Annotated in this window: 22 protein-coding genes, 1 other RNA gene and 1 pseudogene; 16 read left to right on the top strand and 8 right to left on the bottom strand. The window is 61.9% G+C overall.

The features are described 5' to 3' along the window. Positions 1 to 179 precede the first annotated feature (179 nt). Positions 180 to 1,157 carry a metalloregulator ArsR/SmtB family transcription factor gene (locus tag J5J09_RS14045; RefSeq protein ID WP_348646461.1) on the top strand — a complete coding sequence of 326 codons (978 nt, stop codon included), beginning with the start codon at positions 180 to 182 and terminating at the stop codon, positions 1,155 to 1,157. Positions 1,158 to 1,175: 18 nt separating this feature from the next. Beyond that, the gene (metF, locus tag J5J09_RS14040; RefSeq protein WP_208551509.1) at positions 1,176 to 2,075 is read left to right on the top strand and encodes a methylenetetrahydrofolate reductase [NAD(P)H]; all 900 of its coding nucleotides are present in this window, start codon (positions 1,176 to 1,178) and stop codon (positions 2,073 to 2,075) included. A gap of 461 nt (positions 2,076 to 2,536) precedes the next feature. On the opposite strand, the gene J5J09_RS14035 is transcribed toward metF, so the two are convergent. The 5 genes from J5J09_RS14035 to J5J09_RS14015 form a co-directional block, all read right to left on the bottom strand. Further along, entirely contained in the window at positions 2,537 to 3,454 is a 918-nt protein-coding gene (locus J5J09_RS14035) for a DMT family transporter (RefSeq protein ID WP_208551508.1), read from the bottom strand. Between the two features lie 155 nt (positions 3,455 to 3,609). Continuing rightward, positions 3,610 to 4,749: a lytic murein transglycosylase gene (locus tag J5J09_RS14030; protein ID WP_246745973.1), complete on the bottom strand. Its 1,140-nt coding sequence runs from the start codon at positions 4,747 to 4,749 to the stop codon at positions 3,610 to 3,612. Between the two features lie 151 nt (positions 4,750 to 4,900). Continuing rightward, positions 4,901 to 5,683, bottom strand: coding sequence for a GH25 family lysozyme (locus tag J5J09_RS14025; protein ID WP_208551506.1), 783 nt, complete (start codon positions 5,681 to 5,683; stop codon positions 4,901 to 4,903). Between the two features lie 119 nt (positions 5,684 to 5,802). Beyond that, on the bottom strand, positions 5,803 to 6,459 hold the full coding sequence (locus tag J5J09_RS14020; RefSeq protein ID WP_208551505.1) for a class I SAM-dependent methyltransferase: 657 nt from the start codon (positions 6,457 to 6,459) through the stop codon (positions 5,803 to 5,805). Continuing rightward, positions 6,459 to 7,706, bottom strand: a complete 1,248-nt coding sequence (locus J5J09_RS14015) for a DUF3419 family protein (RefSeq protein WP_208551504.1) — start codon at positions 7,704 to 7,706, stop codon at positions 6,459 to 6,461. The genes J5J09_RS14020 and J5J09_RS14015 overlap by 1 nt, the downstream gene beginning before the upstream one ends. A 171-nt stretch (positions 7,707 to 7,877) precedes the next feature. On the opposite strand from J5J09_RS14015, the gene J5J09_RS14010 reads away from it, so the two are divergent. Beyond that, positions 7,878 to 9,242: a serine hydrolase gene (locus tag J5J09_RS14010; protein WP_208551503.1), complete on the top strand. Its 1,365-nt coding sequence runs from the start codon at positions 7,878 to 7,880 to the stop codon at positions 9,240 to 9,242. 11 nt (positions 9,243 to 9,253) lie between these two features. On the opposite strand, the gene J5J09_RS14005 is transcribed toward J5J09_RS14010, so the two are convergent. From J5J09_RS14005 to J5J09_RS13995, 3 genes are all read right to left on the bottom strand, one after another. Then, positions 9,254 to 10,198 (bottom strand): lytic transglycosylase domain-containing protein, encoded by a 945-nt coding sequence (locus tag J5J09_RS14005; protein ID WP_246745844.1) that lies wholly within the window; start codon positions 10,196 to 10,198, stop codon positions 9,254 to 9,256. A gap of 154 nt (positions 10,199 to 10,352) precedes the next feature. Continuing rightward, positions 10,353 to 10,988, bottom strand: coding sequence for a LysE family translocator (locus tag J5J09_RS14000; protein WP_208551502.1), 636 nt, complete (start codon positions 10,986 to 10,988; stop codon positions 10,353 to 10,355). Between the two features lie 47 nt (positions 10,989 to 11,035). Beyond that, entirely contained in the window at positions 11,036 to 12,250 is a 1,215-nt protein-coding gene (locus tag J5J09_RS13995; protein WP_208551501.1) for a pyrophosphate--fructose-6-phosphate 1-phosphotransferase, read from the bottom strand. 355 nt (positions 12,251 to 12,605) lie between these two features. On the opposite strand from J5J09_RS13995, the gene J5J09_RS13990 reads away from it, so the two are divergent. The 13 genes and pseudogenes from J5J09_RS13990 (at position 12,606) to murD (ending at position 26,076) form a co-directional block, all read left to right on the top strand. After that, positions 12,606 to 13,343, top strand: coding sequence for a DnaJ family molecular chaperone (locus J5J09_RS13990; RefSeq protein ID WP_208551500.1), 738 nt, complete (start codon positions 12,606 to 12,608; stop codon positions 13,341 to 13,343). Then, positions 13,340 to 14,101: an N-acetylmuramoyl-L-alanine amidase gene (locus J5J09_RS13985; RefSeq protein ID WP_208551499.1), complete on the top strand. Its 762-nt coding sequence runs from the start codon at positions 13,340 to 13,342 to the stop codon at positions 14,099 to 14,101. The genes J5J09_RS13990 and J5J09_RS13985 overlap by 4 nt, the downstream gene beginning before the upstream one ends. 235 nt (positions 14,102 to 14,336) lie before the next feature. After that, positions 14,337 to 14,852 carry a lytic transglycosylase domain-containing protein gene (locus J5J09_RS13980; protein ID WP_208551498.1) on the top strand — a complete coding sequence of 172 codons (516 nt, stop codon included), beginning with the start codon at positions 14,337 to 14,339 and terminating at the stop codon, positions 14,850 to 14,852. Between the two features lie 99 nt (positions 14,853 to 14,951). Next, positions 14,952 to 16,136, top strand: coding sequence for an FAD-dependent oxidoreductase (locus J5J09_RS13975; protein WP_208551497.1), 1,185 nt, complete (start codon positions 14,952 to 14,954; stop codon positions 16,134 to 16,136). 73 nt (positions 16,137 to 16,209) lie between these two features. Further along, positions 16,210 to 16,605: RNase P RNA component class A (gene rnpB, locus J5J09_RS13970), an RNA gene on the top strand. Between the two features lie 386 nt (positions 16,606 to 16,991). After that, entirely contained in the window at positions 16,992 to 17,420 is a 429-nt protein-coding gene (mraZ, locus tag J5J09_RS13965; RefSeq protein WP_208551496.1) for a division/cell wall cluster transcriptional repressor MraZ, read from the top strand. 26 nt (positions 17,421 to 17,446) lie between these two features. Then, positions 17,447 to 18,472, top strand: coding sequence for a 16S rRNA (cytosine(1402)-N(4))-methyltransferase RsmH (rsmH, locus tag J5J09_RS13960; protein ID WP_208551495.1), 1,026 nt, complete (start codon positions 17,447 to 17,449; stop codon positions 18,470 to 18,472). A gap of 1 nt (position 18,473) precedes the next feature. Beyond that, positions 18,474 to 18,818, top strand: a pseudogene (locus tag J5J09_RS13955) (hypothetical protein); the annotation flags it as partial. A gap of 23 nt (positions 18,819 to 18,841) precedes the next feature. After that, positions 18,842 to 20,593 (top strand): penicillin-binding protein 2, encoded by a 1,752-nt coding sequence (locus tag J5J09_RS13950; protein WP_208551493.1) that lies wholly within the window; start codon positions 18,842 to 18,844, stop codon positions 20,591 to 20,593. A gap of 56 nt (positions 20,594 to 20,649) precedes the next feature. Then, positions 20,650 to 22,104: a UDP-N-acetylmuramoyl-L-alanyl-D-glutamate--2,6-diaminopimelate ligase gene (locus J5J09_RS13945; RefSeq protein ID WP_208551492.1), complete on the top strand. Its 1,455-nt coding sequence runs from the start codon at positions 20,650 to 20,652 to the stop codon at positions 22,102 to 22,104. Continuing rightward, a complete protein-coding gene (locus tag J5J09_RS13940; protein WP_208551491.1) occupies positions 22,101 to 23,534 on the top strand; it encodes a UDP-N-acetylmuramoylalanyl-D-glutamyl-2,6-diaminopimelate--D-alanyl-D-alanine ligase in 1,434 nt (477 codons plus the stop codon). Before J5J09_RS13945 ends, J5J09_RS13940 begins: the two co-directional genes overlap by 4 nt. Before the next feature lie 24 nt (positions 23,535 to 23,558). After that, positions 23,559 to 24,659, top strand: coding sequence for a phospho-N-acetylmuramoyl-pentapeptide-transferase (gene mraY / locus J5J09_RS13935; protein WP_208551490.1), 1,101 nt, complete (start codon positions 23,559 to 23,561; stop codon positions 24,657 to 24,659). A 7-nt stretch (positions 24,660 to 24,666) separates the two neighbouring features. Continuing rightward, positions 24,667 to 26,076: a UDP-N-acetylmuramoyl-L-alanine--D-glutamate ligase gene (gene murD, locus J5J09_RS13930; protein WP_208551489.1), complete on the top strand. Its 1,410-nt coding sequence runs from the start codon at positions 24,667 to 24,669 to the stop codon at positions 26,074 to 26,076.

Here is a 26,076-nt window from a genome sequence, read left to right as displayed (position 1 = left end):
ATTTTCGTTCAGGAACCCCGGCGCGTTTGCCGGGGTTTTTGTTTGTCCTGCGGCGCTTGACGTGAGCAATGTCCTGTCGTTGTCCGGCCACGAAATGGCGCTTTCGTGTTTCCCGCTTGCACTCGTGCGATTGTTGATATAAAGACATGTTTATATCTTGATTGCATTTGGTGGCGCGCGTGATCTTTTCGAGTGACGAACTTGTCGAACTTCTGAAAGCCGCCGGCGAGCCGACGCGGCTGCGGCTCTTGGTGCTTCTCGCCTCCGGCGATCTCACCGTAAGCGATCTGACCGATATTCTGGGTCAATCGCAACCCCGCATCTCTCGGCATCTGAAGCTCCTGGCGGAAGCCGGTCTGGTCGATCGTTATCAGGAAGGCGCCTGGGCCTATTTCCGGCTGAAGCAGGACGGGCGTGCGGCGGAATTGGCGCGCACGCTTCTTGCCGCGGTCGATGCCGGCGATCCGGTGGTCCAGCGCGACGGCGAGCGTCTTGGCGGTGTCAAGCGGGCGAGGGCGGAGAAGGCGCAGGCCTATTTCAGCCAGCATGCCGACGAATGGGACGAGTTGCGCCGGCTGCATGTCGATGACACCGAGGTGGAGGCTGCGCTTCTCAAGCTCGTCGGTGCCGATCCGGTCGACTCCCTGCTCGATCTCGGAACCGGGACCGGCCGTATGCTGCAATTGCTGTCGGCAAACTATCGCCGCGCCGTCGGCGTCGACGCAAGCCGCGACATGCTTGCCGTCGCTCGCGCCAATCTCGACAAAGCCGGGGTCTTGAAAGCCTCCGTTCGTCTCGGCGATATCCTCAACCTGCCGCTCGATGGCGGCGAGTTCGACCTGGTGCTCATCCACCAGGTGTTGCACTTCCTCGTGCAGCCCGAGCTCGCCCTTGCCGAGGCCTCGCGCATGCTCTCGCCCGGCGGTCGGCTGGTTGTCATAGACCTTGCGCCGCACTCGCTGGAATTCCTGCGCGACGAGCATGCCCATGTGCGTCTCGGATTCTCGCACTCGACGATGTCGGAATGGCTGTCTCGGACAGGGCTTGAGGTCGAGAAGACCGTCGATCTTCGCCCGGCCGGCAAGGGTCCTCAGGGGCTGACCGTCACCATCTGGCTCGCCCGCCGTCCTGCGGCGGCCGCGCAATCCGCAGCGTAGATCAAGGGAGCAACCGAGATGACCCGCACCGATAATCGTCCGCAGCCGATCAGGTTCTCGTTCGAGTTCTTCCCGCCGAAATCGCCGGACGCCGAGGGCCAGCTCTGGCAATGCATTTCCGAGCTGTCGCGCTTTCAGCCGCACTTCGTGTCCGTCACCTATGGCGCCGGCGGAAGCACGCAGGCCCCGACGCTCTCGACCGTCAAACGGCTGATCGCCGATACGCCTCTTGCTACCGCCTCGCACCTGACCTGTGTTGGTGCGACGAAGGACGAGGTTCGCGAGGTCGTCCGGACCTTCCAGGCAGCGGGCCTTCGTCATTTTGTGGCGTTGCGCGGCGACCCGGCCGATGGTGTCGGCTCGACCTATCGGCCGCACGAGGGCGGCTTTGCCAATGCCGCCGAACTTGTCCTGGGGCTGAAGGAGATGGGCGATTTCGAGATTTCCGTGTCCGCCTATCCGGAGAAGCATCCGGAAAGCCGCGATGTGGACGCCGACATCGACATGCTGAAGCGTAAGGTCGACAACGGTGCCGACCGCGCGCTCACCCAGTTCTTCTTCGACAACGATGTCTATGAGCGCTACCTCGAGCGGGTCCGCGCGGCCGGGATTTCCATTCCTGTCGTGCCTGGTATCATGCCGGTGCAGAACCTCAACCAGCTGAAGCGCTTCGCTTCCGCATGCGGAGCCTCGGTGCCGCAGTGGCTGGAAGAGCGCTTCGTCGGTCTTGACGACAAGCCGCAGGCGCGTGCGCTGGTGGCGGCCGAACTGGCAGCCGAACAGATTGACGACCTGCGCCGTCGCGGCATCTCCGAGTTTCACTTCTATACGATGAACAAGGCACCGCTTGTCTCGTCCGTCCTGTCGCTTCTCGGTGTCCGGGATGGGCAACCGGTCCAGACGGGCGCCGCCGCCTGATCCTCGCTTTCAGTTCCGACAAAAAGAAAAGGCGCATGCCCTGTCGCATGCGCCTTTCTACTGATTGCTAAGGGCTCATTTTGCCGAGCCTCCGGATGGCTTTCCATCCGATCCGTCCATCACCTCCGGCTAGATGAACAGCATTGTCGCGATGAACACAAACGCCGCACCGACGATCAGGACATTGAGAGAATTGGTCAGTCCCATGTCTGCCTCCTTGTGTTGACCGTTAGATAATATGTCCGTTTTGTGTCGCTTGGGAAGGGAATTCTGTGCTGCGGTGCAGTGGGGAACGGTGGAAAACTTTTGCCCAGAACAGGCAATTTGTTGAAATATCTGACGAATATTTCATCCGATATCTCTAATGGATGTCCCAATTGGTTGCCGGCAAATTGCCGCAGGCGTTATCAACGTGCGTTAACGGGACACTAATTGCGTGAATAAGGGATTCGATCACGCCGCTAGGCTGGTCGCGCGCGGCGTGCGAAGAGCCGCCCGTCGAGAACGACGAGGCCACAACCAATCAGCAACATCCCTGCCAGATCGGTGACAGCCAGCCGTTCCCCGAGAAACACGGCCCCGAGCAGAACCGCGCTCGGCGGCACCAGCAGGGTCACGAGTGACGTGTTCGTTGCGCCGGCAATCGCCATGATGCGGAAAAACAGGATGTAACCGTAGGCCGTTGACAGCCAGGCCAGCGCAAGGATCGCCGCGATTGCCGTCAGGGGCGGAAGGCCTATATTCCAGGGCTGATCGACGAGAAGCGCCACCGGTAGCATGATCATCGACGACGCGGTCAGCTGACCGGTGGCCGTGACCTGTGGCGGAAGATGCCTGAATCGACGGCCATAGATGGTCGCGAAACCGTACGACAGCGCGGCCGAGACGGGTAGAATGACAGCCCAGAGCGGTATGTCGGTCAAGGCCAGGGCGCTAGGCCCGATGAGCACCATGGTGCCCGCAAGACCGAGCAGGCAGCCTGTCACCTTGGCGGTCGACAGCTTCTCATCGGCCGTCATCTGATGGGCAATGATCACTGTCCAGATTGGCGTGGTTGCGTTGAGGATGGCGGCAAGCCCTGCACCGATCTGCGTCTGCCCGAGGAAAATGAGGCTGTGCGGCAGGGCGTTGTTGAGAAGCCCCATCAGCAGAAATTCCTTCCAATGCCGCCTTAGAGAGCCGTAGAGATCGGAGCTGCCGCGCAGCCAGACATGCAAAGCGAGTGCGGCAAGCGACAGCCTCAGCAGAACCAGCGTGAAGGGCGGCACATAGGCGACGGCGATGCGGGCGAAAAAGAAGGAGCCTCCCCAGATCAGTCCCAGGAGGACAAGAAGAAGCCATGCTTTGGAGGTGAGGCGATAGTCTTGCGGCGCGGCCATGGAAACATCCGGTGCGACAGTGGAATTCCGTTGCCTCCTTCCTAGAAGGCCTCACTGCCTCTCGCCACCCGTTTCTTGTCATTATTGCATCTGTATGGGTGTAAAGAAAAAGCCGCGGCCAGGGACCGCGGCTTCAAATTCTCTACCCTTCATACTCAGAGCGCGTTGAGCAGGGCCGGGGTCGGCCATCCGTCGGCCGGCATGCCGAGGCGTTGCTGTTCCTTCTGGACAGCGACGCGGGTGCCGCCGCCGAGAATGCCGTCGATCTTGCCGACGTCGTGGCCCATCGCCTGCAGCTTTGTCTGCAGCGTCTTCATCTGACCGTCATCGAGACCCTGCTCCGGATTGCCCTTCCGGTACGGCTCGGCGCCGGACAGGCGCGTCGCAAAATAGGCGGCGGACGTCGTGTAGATGAACGACTGGTTCCATTCGAGGTAGATGTTGAAGTTCGGGTACGCGAGGAAGGCCGGTCCCTTGCGCCCCTGCGGTAGCAGGATTTCTCCTTCCAGATGCGAAAACGCGGTATTGCCGTCGCGCGGCGTTACGCCAAGGGCGAACCAGTCTCTGGCCTTCATTCCGGCGTCAAAACCGGTTTTTTCCCATGGAAGATTGTCGGGAACCGTCACTTCCTGGATCCACGGCTCGCCCTTGGTGTAGCCGAGATGCTGGATGAACTTCGCCGCCGTCAGGATGGCGTCGGGCGAGCTCTGCTTGACGTTCACATGGCCGTCGCCGTCGCCGTCGACGCCGAATTCGATAATGTCCTTGGGGAGCATCTGCACCTGACCGATTTCGCCTGCCCAGGCGCCGGTGTTCGATGAAGGGTCGAGGTCGCCATGCTGGACCATCATCACCAGCGCCAGCAGTTGCGGCCGGAAGAGTTCCGGGCGACGGCAGTCGTGCGCCAGTGTCACCAATGCGTTGCGGGTGTTGAAATCTCCCTGCACGGCGCCGAAGTCGGTTTCCATCGCCCAGAACGCGGTGATGACGCCGGGGGCCACGCCGTATTCGTTTTCGGCGCGGGCGAAGACATCGGCATACTGTTTCATCTTCTGGCGGCCGATGTCGAGGCGGGCCTGGCTGACGGTGCGCTGTGAGAACTCAAGGAAAGTCTGCTTGAAGACGCCCTGCGCGCGATCGCGTGACAACACTTTCTGATCGATTTGCGCCCCGCGCAGCGCCTTTTCCGCCGCTTCTGGCGATGCGCCGTTGGCGATTGCCTCCTGCTTCACGCCTTCGAGGAAAGCGCCAAGATCGCCGCCGCATTGCTGGGCGGCAAGCGGGGTTGCGACCATGGTGGAGAGCGACAGAGCGAGAGCGAGACGTAATGGTGCGCGCATTCGAAGGTCCTTCAATAATTGTCTGTTTTAGCGGATCGCGACGGTGGGGTGAAAGTCAAGCCTCTCCTGCCTTGCGAACAAGGCCAAAGGATGAAAATCGTCCGGTTCAACCTTTGGAAACGGTCGCGACCCAGTTGCGCCAGTTCTTCTCCGTACCGGCAAAGACGTTGATGTCGGTGTCTCCCTCGATACCGGGGATGAGGCCCGTCGAGGTGTATTGCCAGAAGGCCCAGCGGCGGTCGGCATAGATGTGCTTCGGGTGTTGTGCGACGGCGCGGACCCAAAAGTGGTAATCCTTGAAGGCGCCGACGAGATTGTCGCGATGGAAGTCGACGGAGGTATAGATGATCGGGCGCTTGCCGTAGTGGGCTTCGATCCGGTCCATGAAACGCTGCATTTCCGCGCGGACGGTCAGAGCGCCGGGCCGGTAGGTGCATGTCGGTGAACTCGGGTTCCATTCCACGTCAAGAACCGGTGGCAAGTGCACGGATTCCTTGGGAACATTGCGAATGAACCAGTCGGCCTGCTCGTCGGCTGTCGAGCAGAAATAATAGAAGTGGTAGGGCGCGTGTGGGATGCCGGCGGCGCGGGCGCCGCGCCAGTAGTCCGTGAAGCGCGCGTCGAGCCTGTCCTTGCCCTCGGTCGCCTTGATGAAGACGAAGGAAACCCCGGACTTCCGGACCTTGGGCCAGTCGATGTCGCCATTCCACTTCGACACGTCGATGCCGTGGACCGAATGGTGGTGCGGCGTGACACTGCCGAAATCCTGGGGATCCTTGTCGGCGAAGCGCGGCTTGGCCGATGCCGTTTCCAGCACGTCATAGCCCGATGCGGTGCAGCCGCCGACCAGAAACGCGATTGGCAGGAGGGCTGTAATGAGCCAGCGCATAAAGAAACGGTCCGTAGATCAAGGGCATCCGATGCGCGCCTGCAAGTCGGCATGGAACATGGCGCGCGATTCGAAGCCATCATCCTGAAAATGAGATGACGATCAACCGGAGATTTTGCTCATATCCTGACGATCGCGTGCCAGGCATAGCCGCGACCGATCCGGTCGAACTCCACCAGCGCGCCGCGTTTTTCGGCGTTTGTCCGGATAACATGCTCCAGTTCCGCCCTTGGCGTCACATGAAAACGCGTGAGCCAGCGTATGAGCAGGTGATGGAACCAGCGCGGCAGACCCTCCTGCTGGCCGAAATCGACAATGTGCAGCGATCCACCAGGAACGAGGGCGGCCAGCGCGGCTTGGATCGCGCGCTCCCAGTCTGGGATCATCGACAATGCATAAGAGATCAGTATCCGGTCGAAGCCCTCGGTGCCAAAGTCTGCGGGCGTGAAGCTCGTGGCGTCGGCCACGCGGAATTCGGGCGCAGTGGCCGCGGAGCGGAAACTCGCGCGTGCGGACGACAGCATTTCCTCGGAGATGTCGAGTCCGAAGAGGCGCGCCTGTGGATAGCGTTTATGCGCCAGCAGCAGGTTGCGACCCGTCCCGCAGCCCACCTCCAGGAGGGATGCGCTGGCCGGCACATCCAGTTTTTCAATCGCCCGGTCTCGGCCGAGAAGATAGTATTTGCGAGTGATGTCGTAGATGTGCCTCTGGTAGCGGTACATTCGGTCCATGCGTTCGGCATGGCCGTCCCCGGAGATGATCGAGCCGGTCGCCATCAGGCCTTCTTCTCGTATACGTGGAAGCCGCCATAAATCGCAGAGCGATCCTTGAGGTTCAGCGCATGCGAACGGTCGGCGTGATAGACCCATTGGTCGTGCAGGCTTTGCGGCAGTCGGCCGTCGAGGATGCTTTTTTCAGCGGCGGTGCGGAAGATCACCCGCGCGCCTGGCGCTGCGGTGCGGGTGATCTCGCCCCAGAGTTCTGAAAGCTGGCCATCCGTCATCCAGTCCTGCGCATCGAGCAGAACGTAGCGGTCGGTGCTCGACGCCGCCTTGGTCGACAGCAGTTCGGTGAAGGTGGCGTGGTGAACGCTGACGCGGTCTACATTGGCGCGGATTGCTGCGTAGTGCTCCTGCTTCAGGTAGACCGGAAGGGTTCCTTCGCCGGCCTTCGGATAGCGGCGGGCAAAGGCCTGCCAGGCGAAGTAGTTGTCCTTGAGTGGAAAATGGCAGGCGAGCTTTTCCAGGCGGTGACGCAGAACAGGAGCGATGGTGCCACCGTCCGACAGGCTTGCGAGTTCGTCATATTGCTGCGGCGGGATGCCAAGGCCGAACAGCGAACTCTTGCGGCTCGTCAGCCATTTGACGAATGGCTTGTCGAAGAGCGGCGCAATCGCGTCGTCGAAGAACTGCCGCTGTTCGCGCAGCGAGCGGGTCTTCGTGATGTCTTCCAGCCGGATTCCATGAATACGGGCGAGCAAGTGGCCAGCGCCGATGAAGCGGCCGAGCAGGCCGGTGCGGTAGAAATTGCGGTTGAAGACGTCGATCCGCCTGCGACCGGATGCCGTCCTGCGGTTCCAGTAGGCGCGCGTAACCGCGTCCAGATGCCGCGCGATGTAGCGGTCGAAGGTTCGGCTATTGGTCACCACTCCCTCGCTTGCCAGCATGCGGACGACAGAGCCGTGATCGGGCAGATGCCGGAAGGCCGCGAGCTTAAGCCGGTTGAGTGCGATGTGATTGGGGTTCAGGTCGACGACGTCGATGGCTGCGGGGCTGCGCGAAAGATAGGCCAGCATGTTGCAACCGCCGGAGCCGATCGTGACGAGACGATGACCTTCGTCGAGCTCCATCGCCTCCATATCGACGTCCGGATCCTCCCAGATCTGCGGGTAGACGAGGCCAGAGAACAGGAGGCCGAACAGACGCTCGGAAAATCCGTCCTTCGACAGGGCCTTGTGCTGGAGCAGGGCGCTTTTCAGCTTTCCGTTCTTGCGAAAGCCGGCATCGGGTGCGAGGTCAGTCATCGATTCTGCCATCCCCTTTTACGGTTCGAAGGGCTCTAGACCCCTCCTGCTACAGTTTGATGACGGCCCCTTGGGAAACCGGGGATGCGGCCGTCGCGACGACCGACGGGGGTTTCATGCCGGGCCGTTTCCTGCTTGCATGGTGACAGTGACAGACACGGGAGGCGTTTGATGCGGATTGTCGGAAAGCTGCTGCGAGGTCTCGCGATCGGTCTCGTGGTTCTGATCATTGCAGGTCTGGGCTGGCTGCTGGTCAGTCCTCCGAGCCTGCTTCTGGTCGGAACGGGCTACGCCGCCAAGATGGTCTGCTCGAATGTCTTCCTTGCGGGACGCGATCCGGAGGCTGTGCTTGCAGTCGACGTGCAGGCGCCGGGTCATCCACTGCTGCGGCTTGTGACGGTCAACGTCGATCGGGACGCCGGCACGGTGCGAGCCAGCATGCTCGGCTTCATCGCGCCTTCGCTGGCGGTCAATCGACCCGGCTTCGGCTGTGCCAACGTGGCCGACGGTGATGTTGAGCGTGCGCGTGACCTGCCGCCGAAAGATACAGTTTCCGCTATCGCGGACGGTGTGTGGCCTGAGGGAAACGATGTCACAGTCACTGATCCGCGTATTGCCTCCGTTCTTGTGGATGTCTCGCTGCAGGGCCCCGGAATGCGCGGCGTCGTTGTCGTTCAGGACGGCCGAATCCTCGGTGAAACCTATGGCGACGGGTTCGGGCCAGACGTGCCACTGCTCGGCTGGTCGATGACGAAGACCGTCAACGCCGCAATTCTCGGCCGTCTTGTGCTTGAGGATCGGATATCGCTCGACGAGAGCAATCTTTTCAGTAACTGGAAAGACGATCCGCGTTCGGCGATCACGCTCCGTTCGCTGCTGGCGATGGAAGATGGCCTGCGCTTCAACGAACTCTATGGCGACGTCGCCGATGTGACGCGGATGCTGTTCCTTGAACCGGACATGGCGGCTTTCGCCAGTGCCCGGCCGAAGGCCGAGGCCCCCGGAACAGCATTCAACTATTCCTCGGGAACCGCCGTCTTGTTGTCGCGTCTGTGGATGGACCGGATCGGCGACAGGCCCGAGGCTCTGGCCTATCCGGACGAAGCCCTGTTTCGTCCGCTCGGCATGACCAGCGCTGTCTTCGAGACAGATGCCCGAGGCACGTTCGTTGGCAGTTCCTACATGTATGCGACCCCGCGCGATTGGGCCAGGTTCGCGCTCTTGCTGCTGCAGGACGGCTTCTGGAACGGCGAACGGTTGCTGCCAGAGGGCTATGTCGCCGCCATGGCGGAGCCGACGGAAGCGTCAGGCGGGCGCTATTCGCGAATGCAGACCTGGACGGTGGGACCGGGCTTTGATGCAAGGGAAGACTACGGATTGCCGCCTGACATGTTCTGGCTTCAGGGTCATGACGGACAAACCATCGCCGTCGTGCCGAGCCTGCGACTGGCTGTTCTCAGAATGGGGCTCACGCCCTATAACAAGGGATACCGGCCTCAATTGCTGGTGAAGGCCGTCATCGATGCCCTGAACTGACGAGAGAGAGGTTACTGCACGAGGTGCAGCATGCCTTTCGCCTTGGCATCGTAGTAGTAACCGCGGGCATAGAGCCGGATCGCGCTGTCCGCGTCCTTGTCGGCCACGAGCCATGCGCCCTTCAGGTATTTCGTCGCGTACTTGATATTCGCCTCGGCGTCGAACAGGCCGGAGGCCGGGCCGTCGTAGCCCATGGACTTGGCCGTGTTGTAGCGGATCTGCATCAGGCCGTAGTTGCCTTTGCTGTATGCGGCGGGATTATAACGGCTTTCGCGATGCACGACCCGGTGAACCAGTGATTCGGGGACCTCATATAGCGCAGCGTATTTCTTGATCAGCGCGTTGAGAACCGTCGGGCCTGTCGTGGCCGGCTTGTCGAGAACCGGCGGCGGGCCCGGCGGTGTCACGTCATAGCTGTTTTCGAGCACGGAAAACGATGCGACCGCCGGCGTCGCCGCGTAGGCGAGAGCGCCTCCCGCCGGCTTGGCGCTCGGTACGGCCGTCGCTGCTGTGGCAAGGGTGGTGGTGGCGGCGACATCGTCTGCCTCGTCCGGTCCGCCCGCTGGAGCCAGTGTCGTCACAAGCTCGGTCGAGGTCGTGGGCATCGCGGGTGCCTGAAGGGCAGCCTGTTCCTGTGCCTTGACAACGGCTTCCGCCTCGGCGGGCGTCGGCGGCACGTTCGATGCGGCCAGAGCCATGACCCGGAAGTTCGGAAGCGGTGCTGGTGTGTTCGTGCCGGGGATAACCGGTGCCGGCGTCGCCGTGGCGGGATCCTCGGGGGCAGGGGTCAGGGCTGCAATGAGCGCCTGATCGCTGCTGATGGGCGTTGCAACCTTCGGATTGGCCTTCAGTTCCTGTCGGGCCGCGTCTTCCATGCTCGAGCTGCATCCGCTGATGCCTGCGACGATAAGAGCGGCGGTCCCCAGCTTGAGGGCGATAGGTCTGCTAAAGGTCATGCCAACGTCCATTGTCCCCGTCACGATCCGATTCCCTTTTCGGTCCCGAATCCTGTCTCGTCGATTTTCACAATCCAGCGGCCAAATTGCGGCAAAAGCGGCGAAGCGGAGGCAGTTATAAACCGAGGCGTACCATCGTCGCAAGCGTGCCGGGTCACGCGGCGATGCGGCGGTACCCTGCGGTAACGGCGCCAGCGGAAATCAGCAGCGTGCCGCCGGTGCGGTTGATCGCCTTGCGCACCGCCTTGCGGCGAATGTAAGCGCGTGCCTTTTCAGCAATTAATGCGTAGGCAAGCGCGTTCGCCGCCGCGATGGTGAGGAAGGTGACTTCTAGGATCGCCATCTGCAGCGGGAACGGTCTTGCCGGATCGATGAACTGGGGCAGGAAGGCTACAAAGAAGATCAGGCTCTTCGGATTGAGCGCCGTCACGACGAAGGCGTGACCGAGGATTCGCAGCGGCTTTTCTTCGGGCAGGTTGTCGTTGTCTGCCAAAGGGCCGTCTCCGACCGGTGCGCGCCAGAGGCGAATGCCAAGGTAGACGAGATAGGCGCCGCCGATGATCCTGAGGATCGCATAGGCATCGGCGGAGGCCATCAGCAGCGCGCCGACACCGAGCATCGAGGCGGTCATCGCGACGAAATCGCCGAGGACCACACCCGTGACCGTGGCCGCCGCCGTCCGGCGACCGTGACCCAGAGCGTATGAGACCACCAACAGGATCGTCGGTCCCGGTATTGCAACCAGAACCGCCGAGGCCGCTACGAAGGCGATCCAGAGTTCAAACGACATATCCGCATCCTCCCGGTGAAAAGCAAAGACACCGATTGGGGGAGTCGTCAACGGGCCGGTTGGTATTTATGGCCCATGTAGTCCATCACTTCTTTGAACCAGGGCGTATCGAGGTCGAAAGGCTTGCCACCCCTGATGCGCGGGAACTCGATTGTGCGCAGTCTTCCACCATGGTCTTCGTCGTGGCCTGTGACGCCGGAAACCTTGTTGAGGCCGCTTTCGACCGCCAGATCGACCATGCTCTGGATGAGGCGGAGGTCGTCGTAGTTCGCGGGCGCCGAGCGGGCATAGTAGCCGGATTTCTGGACCATCGACCGGTCTGCATCTAGCAGCTTGGCGAAGTGCTTCTGGAACCAGTTGCCGACATTGATCGTATCTAGCTTCACGTGGCCGAAGGCGTCACGCTTGATTTCCTCTCCGGCGGCCTCGCGATCGGCGACGATCTCGTCCATGCAGGCGCCTTCCGACACGAACAGGGTGACGAAGCCGGTACGGTCCATGATGTCCTTCAGGCGCGCCGCCTCCGATTCCATGTCGAAATGCGTTTCCGGCAGGTAGAGCCCGTCGATGTTCTTGAGCTCCTCGTTCATCATGAAGCCCTCGATATACTCGTTGTGACGGGTGCGCTGCATGTAGGCACGGGCGGTCGCCGCCGTCAGCCAGCCGCAGTGGCGGCCCATGACCTCGTGGATGACGAGCGTGCGCGGCGAGGCGCTCTGTTCGTTGGAGACGTGGTCGAAGAAGCGAGCGCCAACTTCCGCGGCCGTCCAGGCGCCGAGCGTCTGTCTGATGGGGTAGACGTCGTTGTCGACCGTCTTCGGCAGGCCGACGACGGTGAGATTGTAGCCATTGGCGCCGAGATAGGCGGCGAGATCGGCCGCCGTCGTGTTGGTGTCATCGCCACCGATCGTATGGAGAATCGTGACGCCGTCTGCAGCGAGCCGTTCGGCCGCGACGCGGAGCGGGTTTTCACCCTCCTTCACCAGGCCGCGCTTCACGCAGTCGGCGGCATTGGTCAGTTTCACGCGGCTGTTGCCGATCGGAGAGCCGCCATAACGATGCAGCAGATACGCCTTTTCACGCATCTCGCCGGTGATCTCGATCTTATAGTCCATCAGCAGGCCGCGGAAGCCGGACTTGTAGGCGATGATGTCGATGTCGGGCGCGATATCGGTGTAGCGTTCGATCAGGCCGCCGACCGAGGACGAGAGACAGGGGGCGAGACCGCCGGCGGTCAGCATTGCAACTTTTTGTTTGGCCATCGAACTCTCCTGAAACACAAAGACATGCCGACAAGGGCTTTCCGGGCGAATGGATGCGACAGTTAAGGCGCATCTGTAAAGAAAATTTGTCAGGAAATTGAGGGCTTTCGGCCAATCCACAGAGATCGCGCGAATATAATCGTTTCAATTTTTCGCAGCGCACTCCTGGGTTGTTTCGGTCCCCTCGTCGCTGCCTGGGTGTCGTGGTGGTGAGAGCGGCAGGCGAGGCTTCGCGTATACGTTGGCCCGTCTTTTCAAGGGGTGTTATCCATCCGGTAGGCAAGATGAATAAAGTTTAATGTCGCATCAGCCGTCTTCGCTTGCTTTTGGACGCGGTATTTGGTCATGCTGAATCATGATATTCGATTTCGCCTGTGAACAGATTCAATCCTTGTGGGACCGGCTTGTCGGCGCAGTCGCCGATACCGCCGGAAACGCACTGTCGGGCATGATAGAAGCTGTGCGAACTCTGTTCGAAGGCGATCCCGACACACGGCGCCGAGTCGCATTCTCCGTGTCGATCATCGCGCTGTCTGCCAAGATGGCCAAGGCCGACGGAGTCGTGACCACGGCCGAGGTCGACGCTTTCCGGTCGATTTTCGACTATCCGCCGGAGGAGGCGCGCAACGTCGCTCGTCTCTACAATCTCGCCAAGCAGGACATCGCCGGTTACGAATCCTACGCCGAGCGGCTCGCCGCCATGTGCCGGACCTGCGAAAAGGCATGCCCGGTCCTCGAGGACATCATCGACGGTCTCTTCCATATCGCCAAGGCCGACGGAGCCGTGCATGAACGCGAACTGAGCTTCGTCAGCCGGATCGCCGAGATCTTCGGGATCGACGAGCAGCGCTTCGCCGACATCGTCGAACGCCACCTGCATCTAGAGGGCAACCCCTACCGGGTGCTCGGGGTCTCGCCGGAGGACGATTTCGCGGCGATCCGCAAGCGCTACAGGAGCCTTGCGGCCGAACATCATCCCGACCGCCTGCATGCGCGCGGCGTTCCGGTCGAGTTTCACGCCGTCGCCAACCAGCGCATGGCCGAATTCAACGCTGCCTACGCCGCGATCGAGAAAGAGCGCCGCGCCGCATGAAGCCATTCCAGCCGGATTTCAAGGGCGCGCGCGTTCAGGCGTCGCCCAATTGCGGTCCGCGCGTGGGTTGCGATGCACCCGATATCATCCTCCTGCACTATACCGGCATGCCGTCGGCTGAGGGCGCGCTGTCGTGGCTCTGCAATCCTGAGAGCGAGGTTTCCTCGCACTACTTCGTTCATGAAGACGGTCGGATCGTGCAACTCGTGCCCGAGGTGATGCGGGCCTGGCACGCCGGAAAAAGCTTCTGGGCGGGCGAAACCGACATCAATTCCCACTCCATTGGCATCGAGATCGCCAATGCGGGGCATCCGGCCGGCTTGCCGCCTTTTCCGGAAAAGCAGATCGCCGCGGTCGCCGAATTGTGTCGGGATTGCGGCGAGCGCTGGCAAATCCCGCCGGAGCGTGTGCTCGGGCACTCCGACGTGGCCCCTGTTCGCAAGGTTGATCCGGGCGAGAACTTCCCTTGGGGAAGTCTGTTTGCCGCCGGCGTCGGCCACTACGTCGATCCGGTTCCGGTCGGGGGCGGGCGGTTCTTCCAGCGCGGCGATCGCGGCCAGCCGGTCGAAGCCTTGCAGTCGATGCTGTCGCTCTATGGCTACAATGTTGAGATCACGGGTGAATTCTGCGCCGCGACCGAAGGCGTCGTTGCTGCGTTCCAGCGTCATTTCCGGCCGGAGCGCGTCGATGGCATAGCCGACATGTCGACCGTCGAAACGCTGCATCGATTGTTGACGGCGCTACCGCGCTACCGTTGAGGCGAGGCGCCGCTTCGGATCCTCTCAGATGCGTTTTTCCCGCGGTGCCACAGGAATTCCTTAAATTCAGGGTCTAAAGGCCGCGCTGAAAGGCGGTCGGGCACCCGTGTTGGTCGCCACCGCATAACATCAACGAAAGGGCATCATCGGCCGGCTTCCCTACGGGACGCCGAACAAGAGAGCTTTGCCGAAAGCCTAAAAACACGCCCTTAAGGTTCGGAGACTGAATACCCACATGATCAGATTGATTGTTGCTGCTGCGGCAAGCATTGCCCTCGCCATGCCTCTATCCGGCACCGCCCTTGCCCGGGACAACGACAAGACCAAGGTTCATATCAAGCCGCTGTTCGGTTCGGAAAGCTCGAAGGACAAGGCCGCCAAGAAAGGCCCGTACGGCGACATCATCGCCAAGTATGCGAAGCAATACGGCGTGCCTGTCAGCCTTGCGCATGCGGTCGTACGTATCGAGAGCAACTTCAATCCCAAGGCGCGCGGCAGCGCAGGCGAGGTTGGGCTCATGCAGATCAAGCCCGCCACCGCACGCTCCATGGGCTATAGCGGTTCCGTGAAGGGCCTCTACGATCCCGACACCAATATCCGCTTCGGCATGAAGTATCTCGCAGCCGCACACCAACTCGGCGGGGGCGAAACCTGCCGGACCATCCTGAAATACAATGCCGGCCATGGCGCGAAGCGCATGAATCCGGTTTCGAAGCGCTACTGCGGCAAGGTCATGGCCCTGCTCGACTGACGACATTTCCCGGCTGCGCATCCGGTTTGCATTTGCCCGGATGCGCGCGGATTTCTATCGTGCTATCGCGATTTCCAGGACAACGGATGTTGGGAATCGATGACGGCACAGTTCAAATATATCATCATCGGCCGAGGCATGATGGGAAGCGCCGCGGCCAAGTATCTCGCCTGGCACAGCGAAGGCGTTGCCGTCATCGGCCCGTCCGAACCTGCCGATCCCGCCAGTCATGCCGGCGTTTTTGCCAGTCACTACGATGAGGCGCGCATCACCCGCACGATCGACCAGAGCCCCGTCTGGGCCCTGCTCGCCAACCGCTCCATCGCCCGATACGACGCAATCGCAAGCGAGAGCGGCATCGATTTCTACATCGAGGCCGGTTGCCTTGTCGTCGGACCAAAGCGGGGCGGCAGCGATCCCTATGTCGAGCGCGTCTGGGATGCAGCGCAAACGCTTGGCGTCGCGGCCACACTTCTGGATGCCTCGGCGCTTGCGACACGATTTCCCTACTTCCGTTTCGGCCATGCCTGCGAAGGTGTTCACGAGGCGTCGAACGCCGGCTACGTCAATCCGCGTCGGCTGGTCGAGGCGCAGTCGCGGCTGGCTGAAAAGGCTGGCGCGACCCCGATTTCCGAAACGGTCGTGTCCGTGCGGGAGGAGGGCAGTCTCGTTGTTGTTTCCACCGATAGCGGCGCTTCCTATACGGCGGAGAAGGTGCTCGTGGCCGCCGGCGGCTTCTCGATCGCCGAAAAGCTGCTGCCGCGCCGGCTCGATCTCAGCGTCTACGCGCGCACCGTTGCCTTCTTCGAAATCACGCCTGAAAGAAGCGATTTGTTCGAGGGCATGCCGTCGCTGATCCACCAGCCGGACGACCCCTCCGAGCACATCTATCTCCTGCCGCCGGTTCGTTATCCGGACGGCAAGGTCTATCTGAAGATCGGCGGTGATCCGGATGATCTGCGGCTTTCGAACGAGCCCGATGTGCGGGCGTGGTTCCGCAGTGGCGGTCGGGTGGGCACGCGCGATCACCTCAAGCGCATTATCGACCGTCTTGTTCCCGATCTCGCGCATGTTCCGCCGACCATGGCGGCCTGTGTGACCTCGTTCACGCGGAGCGGCTATCCCGCGGTTGATTTCGCCAGCGAGCGGATCGGCGTGCTTACCGGTGGCTGCGGCGCGGCGGCCAAGAGTTCCGACGAGATCGGGCGGCTTGGCGCGGAGCTGCTGCTCGAAGGACGCTCGGGCGGAGACTACGGGGTGGAGTTTAACGCCACGTTCGTCTGATCGACGTGTCGCCGTTCGTCTCCCGGGGAGAATTTGTTGGCATTCGCGAACCGTCTCCGCTAAGGAGCCCCTGCCAGTCGGCCGGGCAGCCGCGCTCCACCAATGCCGAAAGGCGGTGGGGTGAGGAAAGTCCGGGCTCCACGGAAACACGGTGCCGGATAACGTCCGGCGAGGGCGACCTCAGGGAAAGTGCCACAGAAAGCAAACCGCCCCGTCTTCGGGGTAAGGGTGAAAGGGTGGGGTAAGAGCCCACCGCGGACCTGGCGACAGGGACGGCATGGTAAACCCCACCGGGAGCAAGACCGAATAGGGATGACGCGGCTCGGGGCAACCCGAGCCAGCCGGTTTCCGGGCCAGTCATCCGGGTGGGTTGCACGAGGCAGCGCGCAAGTGCTGTCCCAGATGAATGGCTGCCACGTTCCGGGAAACCGGGGCCATACAGAACCCGGCTTACAGGCCGACTGGCGATCACCTTCACGAGCTTCGCACGAGTGAAGAAAATTCTCGTAAATATCTGCAAATAAATCATTATTTCTTTTCTAGGGCGCGGTCTCGTTTGGGGCCGTCGACGGTATTTTCTAACCTTTCGTTAAGCTTAACCGGATATAAATGATTGATCGACGAAGGTCGGGAATCGAGTTCCGTCCCATTGACGCCCATATTGTCCCATGGTATCCCATAATCACGCCACGCAAGGGCCGATGAAGGTTCGTATTTCTCAAGGGCGAGAGCGGTCGTTCCGGTCGCATTCCGGTGTTTTTGCCGGGTCTTTTCGCTCCTCGGTGGCATGTCGATTTGTTGGGTTTACCGGGCGGGTTTTCCGCCTTCTGCCGATAGGGGCGGCTTCTGGTTTTCATGAACCGCTTCTTGTCCAATGCAACGAACAGGATCGATGCGAAGGGCCGGGTCTCCGTGCCTGCGCCGTTTCGTGCCGTCCTGATGGCGAAGGAGGTCCAGGATCTCTATTGCCTGCAGGATTTCGTCTTTCCGGCGATCACTGTGGGCGGTCCGGACCTGTTCGAACGGTACGAGCGGCAGCTTGCGCAGCTCGATCCGTTTTCGCAGGAGGCGAACGATCTGTCGCTTCTCGTGCATGGCGGTGGCGTTCATATGCGGCTGGACGGCGAAGGCCGGTTGATGGTCACGGATTTTATCCGCGATTTCACCGGAATCACTTCGGAAGTGACCTTTGTCGGACGGTCGGATTGTTTTCAGCTTTGGCGGCCCGATGCGTTTCAGACGGCGCAGACGGCGGCGAGGGAGGGGCGCAAGCCGAGAGGCTAGTGGCCCCTGCAGGACGAGGAAACGGAATGATGGCGAATCCTGGCGGAGGTTCAACTGAAGCCGGAGGCGGACCGGTTCGCCACATTCCGGTTCTTCTTTCAGAGGTTCTCGCGGCGCTTGCGCCCGAAGCGGGGCAGGTCGTTCTTGACGGTACGTTCGGCGCCGGCGGCTACACCTCGGCCATTCTGGAAAAAGGTGCCGATGTCATCGCGCTCGACCGCGACCCGACCGCGATTGTCGCCGGTCAGGCGCTTGTTGCGAGCTATGGTGGCCGGTTGAAGCTCATCCATTCGGAATTTTCACGTCTTTCCGAGCATGCCCCTGATGGCGGCCTTGATGGCGTCGTGCTCGACATCGGCGTTTCCTCCATGCAGATCGACGAGGCCGAGCGCGGCTTCTCGTTTCAGAAGAACGGTCCGCTCGACATGCGTATGTCGGCCACGGGGGTCTCTGCTGCCGACGTCGTCAATCGCGCCAAGGTCTCCGATCTCACCCGCATCTTCGGGTTTCTCGGCGATGAGAAGCAAGCGGGCCGAATCGCCCGCGCGATCGAGAAGCAGCGGCTGAAAGAGCCCTTCCGCACGACGCGCGACCTTGCCGGACTTATCGAGATCGTCACCCCGCGCAAGATGACTGACCGTATCCATCCCGCGACGCGGGTGTTCCAGGCGTTGCGCATCTTCGTCAACGACGAACTGGGCGAGCTTGCCAAGGCGCTGTTCGCTGCCGAGCAGGTTCTCAAGCCAGGCGGCCGCCTTGTCGTCGTGACCTTCCATTCGCTGGAGGATCGTATCGTGAAGAAGTTTTTCTCCGAGCGCTCCGGCAAGAGCGGCGGCTCGCGGCATATGCCGATGGCGGCGGTTGCCCCGGCGATCTTCGAGCCGCTCGGCAAGGGCATGGTGTCCGCAAGCGAGGAGGAGGCCGAGGCCAATCCCCGTGCGCGCTCGGCCAAGCTGCGGGCCGGCATCCGCACCGCCGCGCCGGCTCCCAAGGCCGACATGGCCATATTCGACCTTCCGGCTCTGGCGAGCCTCGAGCGATTGGGAGGCTGACATGCTGCGCACCTTCGACCTCATCATGATCGGCGCCATGGTCGCCACCGCGACGGTCACCTACAAGATCAAGCATCACGCCGAGGAAAAGCTGGAAGAGGTTCGCCGTATCGAGGCCGAGATCAAGCTGGAGCACGACACGATCGACCTGCTCAAGGCGGACTGGGCCCTGCTGACGCAGCCGAACAGGCTGGACCGTCTTGTCCAGGTCTATGGCGATGAGCTGAAGCTTCAGCCGACGGAGTCGACGCAGCTGGCGCGTCCGGCGGAACTCCCGATGCTTCGTTCGCAACTTCCGCAGCCCGAAGTGGCCGAAGAGGACGGACTTTCGGTGACGGATATTATCAAAACAGGTTCGGTGAAGCCCTGATGTCATTTTTGTCCCGGATCATGCTTCTGAAAAGCCAGGCCCATTTCTCGGCCAACAGCCAGAGGGTCGGTGTCTCGCTCAACACCGGAACCTTCAAGGGTACGGGCAAGCGAAAGGCGGAACTGGCCCGCAAGCGCGTCGGCCTGATGATGGCCGGCTTCGTCGCCTTCTACGCAGTTATCGGCGGCCGCCTCGTGCAATATGGCTATGCTCATCCGGAGGTCGTCTCCTCCATCCTGCCGGCCGACCGTCTGATGGCGTCGCGCCCCGATATCCTGGATCGCAATGGCGAGGTTCTGGCGACCGACATCCGCACCGTCTCACTGTTCGCTGAGCCTCACAAGATCGTCGATCCGGATGAAGCGGTCGAGAAGCTCGCGACAGTCCTCACAGACCTCGACATCAAGGGCACCTATCGCAAGCTCTCCAATCCGCGCTCGCATTTCCAGTGGCTGCGGCGCCAGTTGACGCCGAAGCAGCAGAGCCAGATTCTCGCGCTCGGCATTCCCGGCATCGGCTTCAGGCCGGAAAAGCGCCGTTTCTATCCCGGCGGACCGACAGCGGCCCATATCGTCGGCTTCGTCAATATCGACAATCGCGGCATGGCGGGCATGGAACGCTATATCGACCAGCAGGGCCTTGCCGATCTCGCCGCAGCGGGGTTGACCAGCAATGCTCCGCTCGAGCCGGTGCGGCTTTCCATCGATCTGAGGGTGCAGAACATCGTTCGCGAGGTGCTGGTCAACGCCGTCTCGAAATACGGAGCCCTCGGCGCCGGTGCCGTCATCCTCGACGCGCATACCGGCGAGGTCATCGCCATGGGATCGGTTCCGGATTTCGACCCGAACAATCCGACCGTCGGCGCCAAGGAGGGCTGGCTGAACCGCATGTCGAACGGCACGTTCGAGATGGGGTCGACCTTCAAGGCCTTCACGACGGCGATGGCACTCGACTCGGGTAAGGTGACGCTCCAGTCGAGCTTCGATGCACGTTATCCGATCCGCATCGGCGGTTTCACGATCAAGGACTTTCATGGCAAGGGACGCGTCCTGACGGTTCCGGAAATCTTCCAGTATTCATCGAACATCGGGACCGCCCGCATGGCGGAATCGGTCGGCATCGCAGCTCATAAAGAGTTTCTGACGCGGATCGGTCTGCTGACCAAGATGGATACGGAGATCCCCGAAGTCGCGACGCCAACGCAGCCGCGCGAGTGGAAGCTGATCAACTCGGTCACAATCTCGTTCGGACATGGTGTCTCGACGACGCCATTGCAGACGGCTGTCGCGGTTTCGGCCCTTGTCAACGGTGGAAAGCTCATTCCACCGACGTTTCTTCCGCGTTCTCGAGAGGAGGCCGATACACTCGCTCAGGTGGTCATGAAGCCGTCGACCAGCGACGACATGCGCTTCCTGTTCGAATGGAACGGGACGCAGGGCTCCGGTCGACGTGCCCGCGTCGAAGGCTTCGACGTTGGCGGCAAGACCGGAACCGCCGAAAAGGTCGTGAACGGCCGCTATTCGAGCGACAAGAACTTCAATGCCTTCATCGCTGCCTTCCCGATTTCCGACCCAAAATACGTGGTGATGACCTTCGTCGACGAGCCCAAGACGGGTGACGACAATGGCGGTCCCACCGCCGGCTATACCGCCGCGCCCGTGACGAAGGATCTCATTCGCAGAAGCGCCGCAATTCTCGGTGTAGAACCCAGTTTTGGCGAAGATGGCTCGTCCATGCTTGTGTCTTACTGAGTGAACAGCGATTCGTCCGGTCTCCTGGAGGCCGGGCCGACAATTGGAATACATGTATGAAACTGACCGATCTTGCATCCGACCTGGCACCCCTTGAAACTCTTCCGGCCGGTGCCGGCGGACTGGAGGTCGCGGGTCTCACAGCTGACAGTCGCAAGGTGACGCCCGGAGCGCTGTTCGTCGCGCTGTCCGGATCGAAGGCGGATGGCGCCGCTTATGTTGCCGATGCCGTGTCGCGCGGGGCGGTTGCCGTCGTGGCCGGCCATGGCGTCGACGCGGACGCGCCGGTCATCGTTGTCGACAATCCCCGCCGTTTCCTGGCGCTTGCTGCGGCACGATTTTTCGGTGCGCAACCGCAAACCATGGTCGCCGTCACCGGCACCGCCGGCAAGACGTCGGTCGCCTCCTTCACGCGCCAGATCTGGGCCGCCGCCGGCCTCGCAGCCGCGCAGATCGGCACCACGGGTGTGATCTCGCCGACCCGCGAGGAGTACGGTTCGCTCACCACTCCCGATCCGGTCGCGCTGCAGAAGCTGCTTTCCGAACTTGCCGCCGAGGGCGTGACGCATGCCGCGATGGAGGCCTCCAGCCACGGGCTCGATCAGTCGCGCCTCGACGGCGTGAAGCTTGCTGCCGGTGCCTTCACCAATCTCGGTCGCGATCACATGGACTACCATCCGACGATCGAGGACTACATGGCCGCCAAGATGCGGCTCTTCGATACGCTTCTGCCGAAGGGGGCTCCGGCGGTGATCTTTTCCGACGATCCCTGGTCGGCGGAAGCCATCCGGGTTGCGAAGGCATCCGGGCTCGATGTGCGGACCGTCGGTCGCGCAGGGGATTACCTGACGCTGAAGCGGGTCGAGCACTTCCGGCACAAGCAGGTCGCCGAGGTCCATGCCGGTTCCGATATCTTCGAGGTGCACATTCCGCTTGCCGGTGACTTTCAGATCGCCAACGCGCTTGTGTCGGCAGGTCTTGCAATATCGACCGGCGTGCCTGCGGCGAAGGCCTTGAAGGCGCTCGAGCATCTGAAGGGTGCCGCCGGGCGTCTGGAACTGGTCGGCCACACAAAAAACGGCGCGCTCGCTTACGTCGACTACGCCCACAAGCCTGATGCGCTGAAGAATGTTCTGGAATCCGTGCGGCCCTTCACGACCGGCCGCGTCATCGTCGTCTTCGGTTGCGGCGGTGACCGGGACAAGGGCAAGCGACCGATCATGGGCGAGATTGCCTGCCGGCTGGCGGATGTGGTGATCGTCACCGACGACAATCCGCGTTCGGAAGAGCCTGCCACAATCCGTTCGGAGATCATGGCCGCGACGAACGGTGCCACCGAGATCGGCGACCGGGCAGAGGCGATCCGTACTGCCGTATCGATGCTATCGTCCGGCGATACGCTGATCGTCGCCGGAAAGGGTCATGAGGAGGGACAGACAGTCGGGTCGGTCACGCTGCCGTTCTCGGACCACAAGGAACTCACCAAGGCATTGGAGGAGCTCAAGAATTGACTTATCTCTGGACATCGCAGGCAATGGCCGATGCCATGGGCGGGCGCCCGTTCGGCCAGATGCCGGAGGGCGTCAACGGTATTTCTATAGACAGCCGTTCGATCGGCCCGGAAGAAGCCTTCTTCGCCATCAAGGGCGAGCGCGTCGACGGCCATGATTTCGCAAGCCTTGCGGTCGCCAATGGCGCATCGCTTCTCGTCGTCAGCGAGGCAAAGCTGCCGGCGCTTGGCCGCCTCACCGTTCCGATGATCGTGGTCGATGACGTGTTGCAGGCCTTGGAGCGGCTTGGCGTAGCGGCTCGTGCCCGTAGTCGCGCACGCATCGTCGCCGTCACCGGTTCGGTCGGAAAGACGACCACGAAGGAAATGCTGCGCACCGTGCTGGAGCCCTCCGGCAAGGTTCACGCCGCGGTCGCATCCTTCAACAACCACTGGGGTGTTCCGCTGACGCTTGCGCGCATGCCAGAGGACACGGATTACGGCGTGTTCGAGATCGGCATGAACCATCCGAACGAAATCCGGCCGCTGGTCAAGCTGGTCCGGCCACATGTTGCGATCATCACCACGATCGCCGCCGCCCATCTCGGCAACTTTAATAGCCTTGAGGAAATCGCCGCTGCCAAGGCCGAGATTTTCGAAGGCGTCGAGCCCGGCGGTCACGCGCTTCTCAACCGCGACAACGCCTTTTACGACTTCCTCGACAAGGCCGCCCAGGCCGCCGGCGTCGACAACATCCATGCTTTCGGCCAGCATGCAAAAGCCGAATTCCGTCTTGCTGAATATGACGGCTCGGCCGAGAGCTCGACGATCTGGACCAGTTTCGGCGGCGAGACGCGCGAAGTCTTTATCTCTGCACCGGGCAAGCACATCGCCGAAAACGCGGTGGCAGCGCTCGGCGCTGTGAAGCTGCTTGGCGCTGATGTCGATGCGGCGGCTCAGGCGCTTGGCGGACTGGCGGCGGTGAAGGGGCGTGGACAGCGCCACAAGCTCAAGATCGGCAGGGGCAATTTCACGCTGATCGATGAAAGCTATAACGCCAATCCCGCATCGATGCGTGCCGCAATAGCGCTTCTCGCCCAAACGCCTCCGAAGGGCGAGGGGCGGCAGATCGCTGTTCTTGGCGACATGCTGGAGATGGGGGCGTTTTCGGAGAGGGTGCACGCTGAACTGGCGAGCCCGCTCCTTGCCGCTGGCGTGAGCCACGTCTGGCTTGCGGGACCGGAGATGCGGGCGCTGCGCGATGCCCTGCCGGACAGCGTTCACGTCGAGTACCGGGAAAAGACCGAGGATCTCGCGAAGTTCGCGCTGACCAAGGTCAAGGCCAACGACGTGCTCATGGTGAAATCCTCGCTCGGAACCGGATTCGGCAAGATCGTGGCGGCGCTTCTTGACAAGTATCCGGCATTCCACGAGACGGAGCGCCTGAATTAATCGAGCTTTTCGGAAAGGGCTCCCATGCTGATCTGGCTGGTGGAACTGTCGAGCGACCTGCAATTTTTCAATCTCTTTCGATATATTACGTTCAGAACCGGCGCGGCGATGTTCACCGGCGCCATGATCGTCTTCCTCTTCGGCCCCGCCATGATCAACTCGCTGAGGGTTCGTCAGGGCAAGGGACAACCGATCCGCGCCGACGGTCCGCAGACGCATTTCAAGAAGGCGGGCACGCCGACCATGGGCGGTCTGATGATCCTGGCGGGTATCGTCGGCTCGTCGCTGCTGTGGGCCGATCTGTCAAACGCCTATGTCGTCGCTACCCTCCTCGTCACGCTCGGTTTCGGCGCGATCGGCTTTTATGACGACTACCTCAAAGTCACAAAGCAGAGCGACAAGGGGTTCTCGGGCAAGGCGCGCCTCGGCATCGAGTTCCTGATCGCCGGCATCGCCGTCTATTTCATGATGCGCACCGCGCTGGCCTCGGGTCCGCAGGGCTCGACCTTCGGCTCGTCGGTCGCTTTCCCGTTCTTCAAGGATCTGCTGCTCAATCTCGGCATCTTCTTCGTTCTGTTCGGCGGCTTCGTTATCGTGGCTGCCGGCAACGCGGTGAACCTGACCGACGGTCTTGATGGCCTCGCCATTGTGCCTGTCATGATCGCCGCCGCCTCGTTCGGCGTCATCGCTTATGTCTCCGGTAACGCGGTCTTTGCGAACTACCTGCAGATCAACTTCGTGCCCGGTACCGGAGAACTTGCGGTACTGTTGGGCGCGGTCATTGGGGCGGGTCTTGGCTTCCTGTGGTTCAACGCACCGCCCGCCGCAATCTTCATGGGCGATACCGGCTCGCTTGCGCTGGGCGGTCTCATCGGTTCCGTTGCCGTGGCGACGAAGCACGAGATCGTCATGGCGATCATCGGGGGACTGTTCGTGGCCGAGACGCTGTCGGTCATCATCCAGGTCTTCTGGTTCAAGCGGACGGGGAAACGCGTCTTTCTGATGGCGCCTATTCACCACCATTTCGAGAAGCTCGGGTGGACGGAAAGCCAAGTCGTGATCCGCTTCTGGATCATCGCCGTCGGCCTCGCGATGCTCGGCCTTTCGACGCTCAAGCTGCGGTGAGGGTTCCATGATCCCCGTCACCACCTTTGTCGGCAAGAAGGTCGCGCTGTTCGGTCTTGGCGGATCCGGCCTTGCCACAGCACGCGCGCTCGTTGCCGGTGGGGCGGATGTGGTTTGCTGGGACGACAATCCCGACAGTGTCGCCAAGGCCGCCGGCGAGGGGATCGCAACGCGCGATTTGCGTGAGATCGACTGGACGCCGCTTTCGGCCTTCGTTCTGTCTCCCGGCGTTCCGCTCACTCATCCGAAGCCGCACTGGACGGTGACGCTCGCGAAGGCCGCCGGGGTCGAGGTGATCGGCGACGTCGAGCTCTTCGTGCGCGAGCGTCGCGCGCTCGCGCCCGACTGCCCGTTCATCGCCATCACCGGCACCAATGGCAAGTCGACGACGACGGCGCTGATCGCTCATATCCTGTCCAGCTCCGGCCGCGACACGCAGCTCGGCGGCAATATCGGCCGTGCCGTCCTGACGTTGGAGCCGCCGAAAGCCGGCCGGTATTTCGTTGTCGAATGCTCGTCCTACCAGATCGATCTTGCGCCGACGCTTAATCCGACCGCCGGCATCCTGCTCAACCTGACGCCCGATCATCTCGACCGGCACGGGACGATGCAGCACTACGCCGAGGTCAAGGAACGGCTGGTCGCTGGTAGCGATGTGGCCATTGTCGGCCTGGACGACAGCTATTGCGCACTGATCGCCGACCGCATCGAAAACGGCGGCGGCAAGGTGGTGCGCATCTCCAAGCGCCAGCCGCTCGCAAGCGGGTTCTATAACGAGGGGCACCGTATCATCGAGGCGCACCAGGGTGCGACATCGGTTCTGGCCGACCTCAACGGCATCCAGACGCTGCGTGGCAGCCACAATGCCCAGAATGCCGCGGCGGCCATCGCCGCCTGCCTCGCCGTCGGCGTCACGCCCGACGAAATTCGGGCCGGTCTGTCTTCCTTCACAGGCCTCAAGCATCGCATGCAACCGGTTGGCCGCATCGGAAGCGTGGTGTTCGTCAACGATTCCAAGGCGACGAACGCCGAGGCGGCGGCGCCGGCGCTGTCCAGCTACGATCGGATCTACTGGATCGCCGGCGGTCTTCCCAAGGAAGGAGGAATCGCCAGCCTGCAGCCGCTGTTCTCGCGCATCGCCAAGGCCTATCTGATCGGCGAAGCCGCATCGGCCTTCGCCGCGACGCTCGGCGACGTTGTGCCCTACGAGATTTCCGGGACGCTGGAGCAGGCTGTCGCACATGCAGCGGCCGATGCGGCAGCGGACGGGCAGGAGGTCGCCGTGATGCTATCCCCGGCTTGCGCAAGCTTCGACCAGTACAAGAATTTCGAAGTGCGTGGTGATTCGTTCGTCGCGCATGTTGCCGGCCTTGCCGGTGTGACGATGCTCGTGGACGTGCCCGAAGGAGGCAAATGA

The organism is Ciceribacter sp. L1K22, from assembly GCF_017599385.1.
Taxonomy (GTDB): Bacteria; Pseudomonadota; Alphaproteobacteria; order Rhizobiales; family Rhizobiaceae; genus Allorhizobium.
This window is presented reverse-complemented; position numbering and strand designations above follow the sequence as displayed.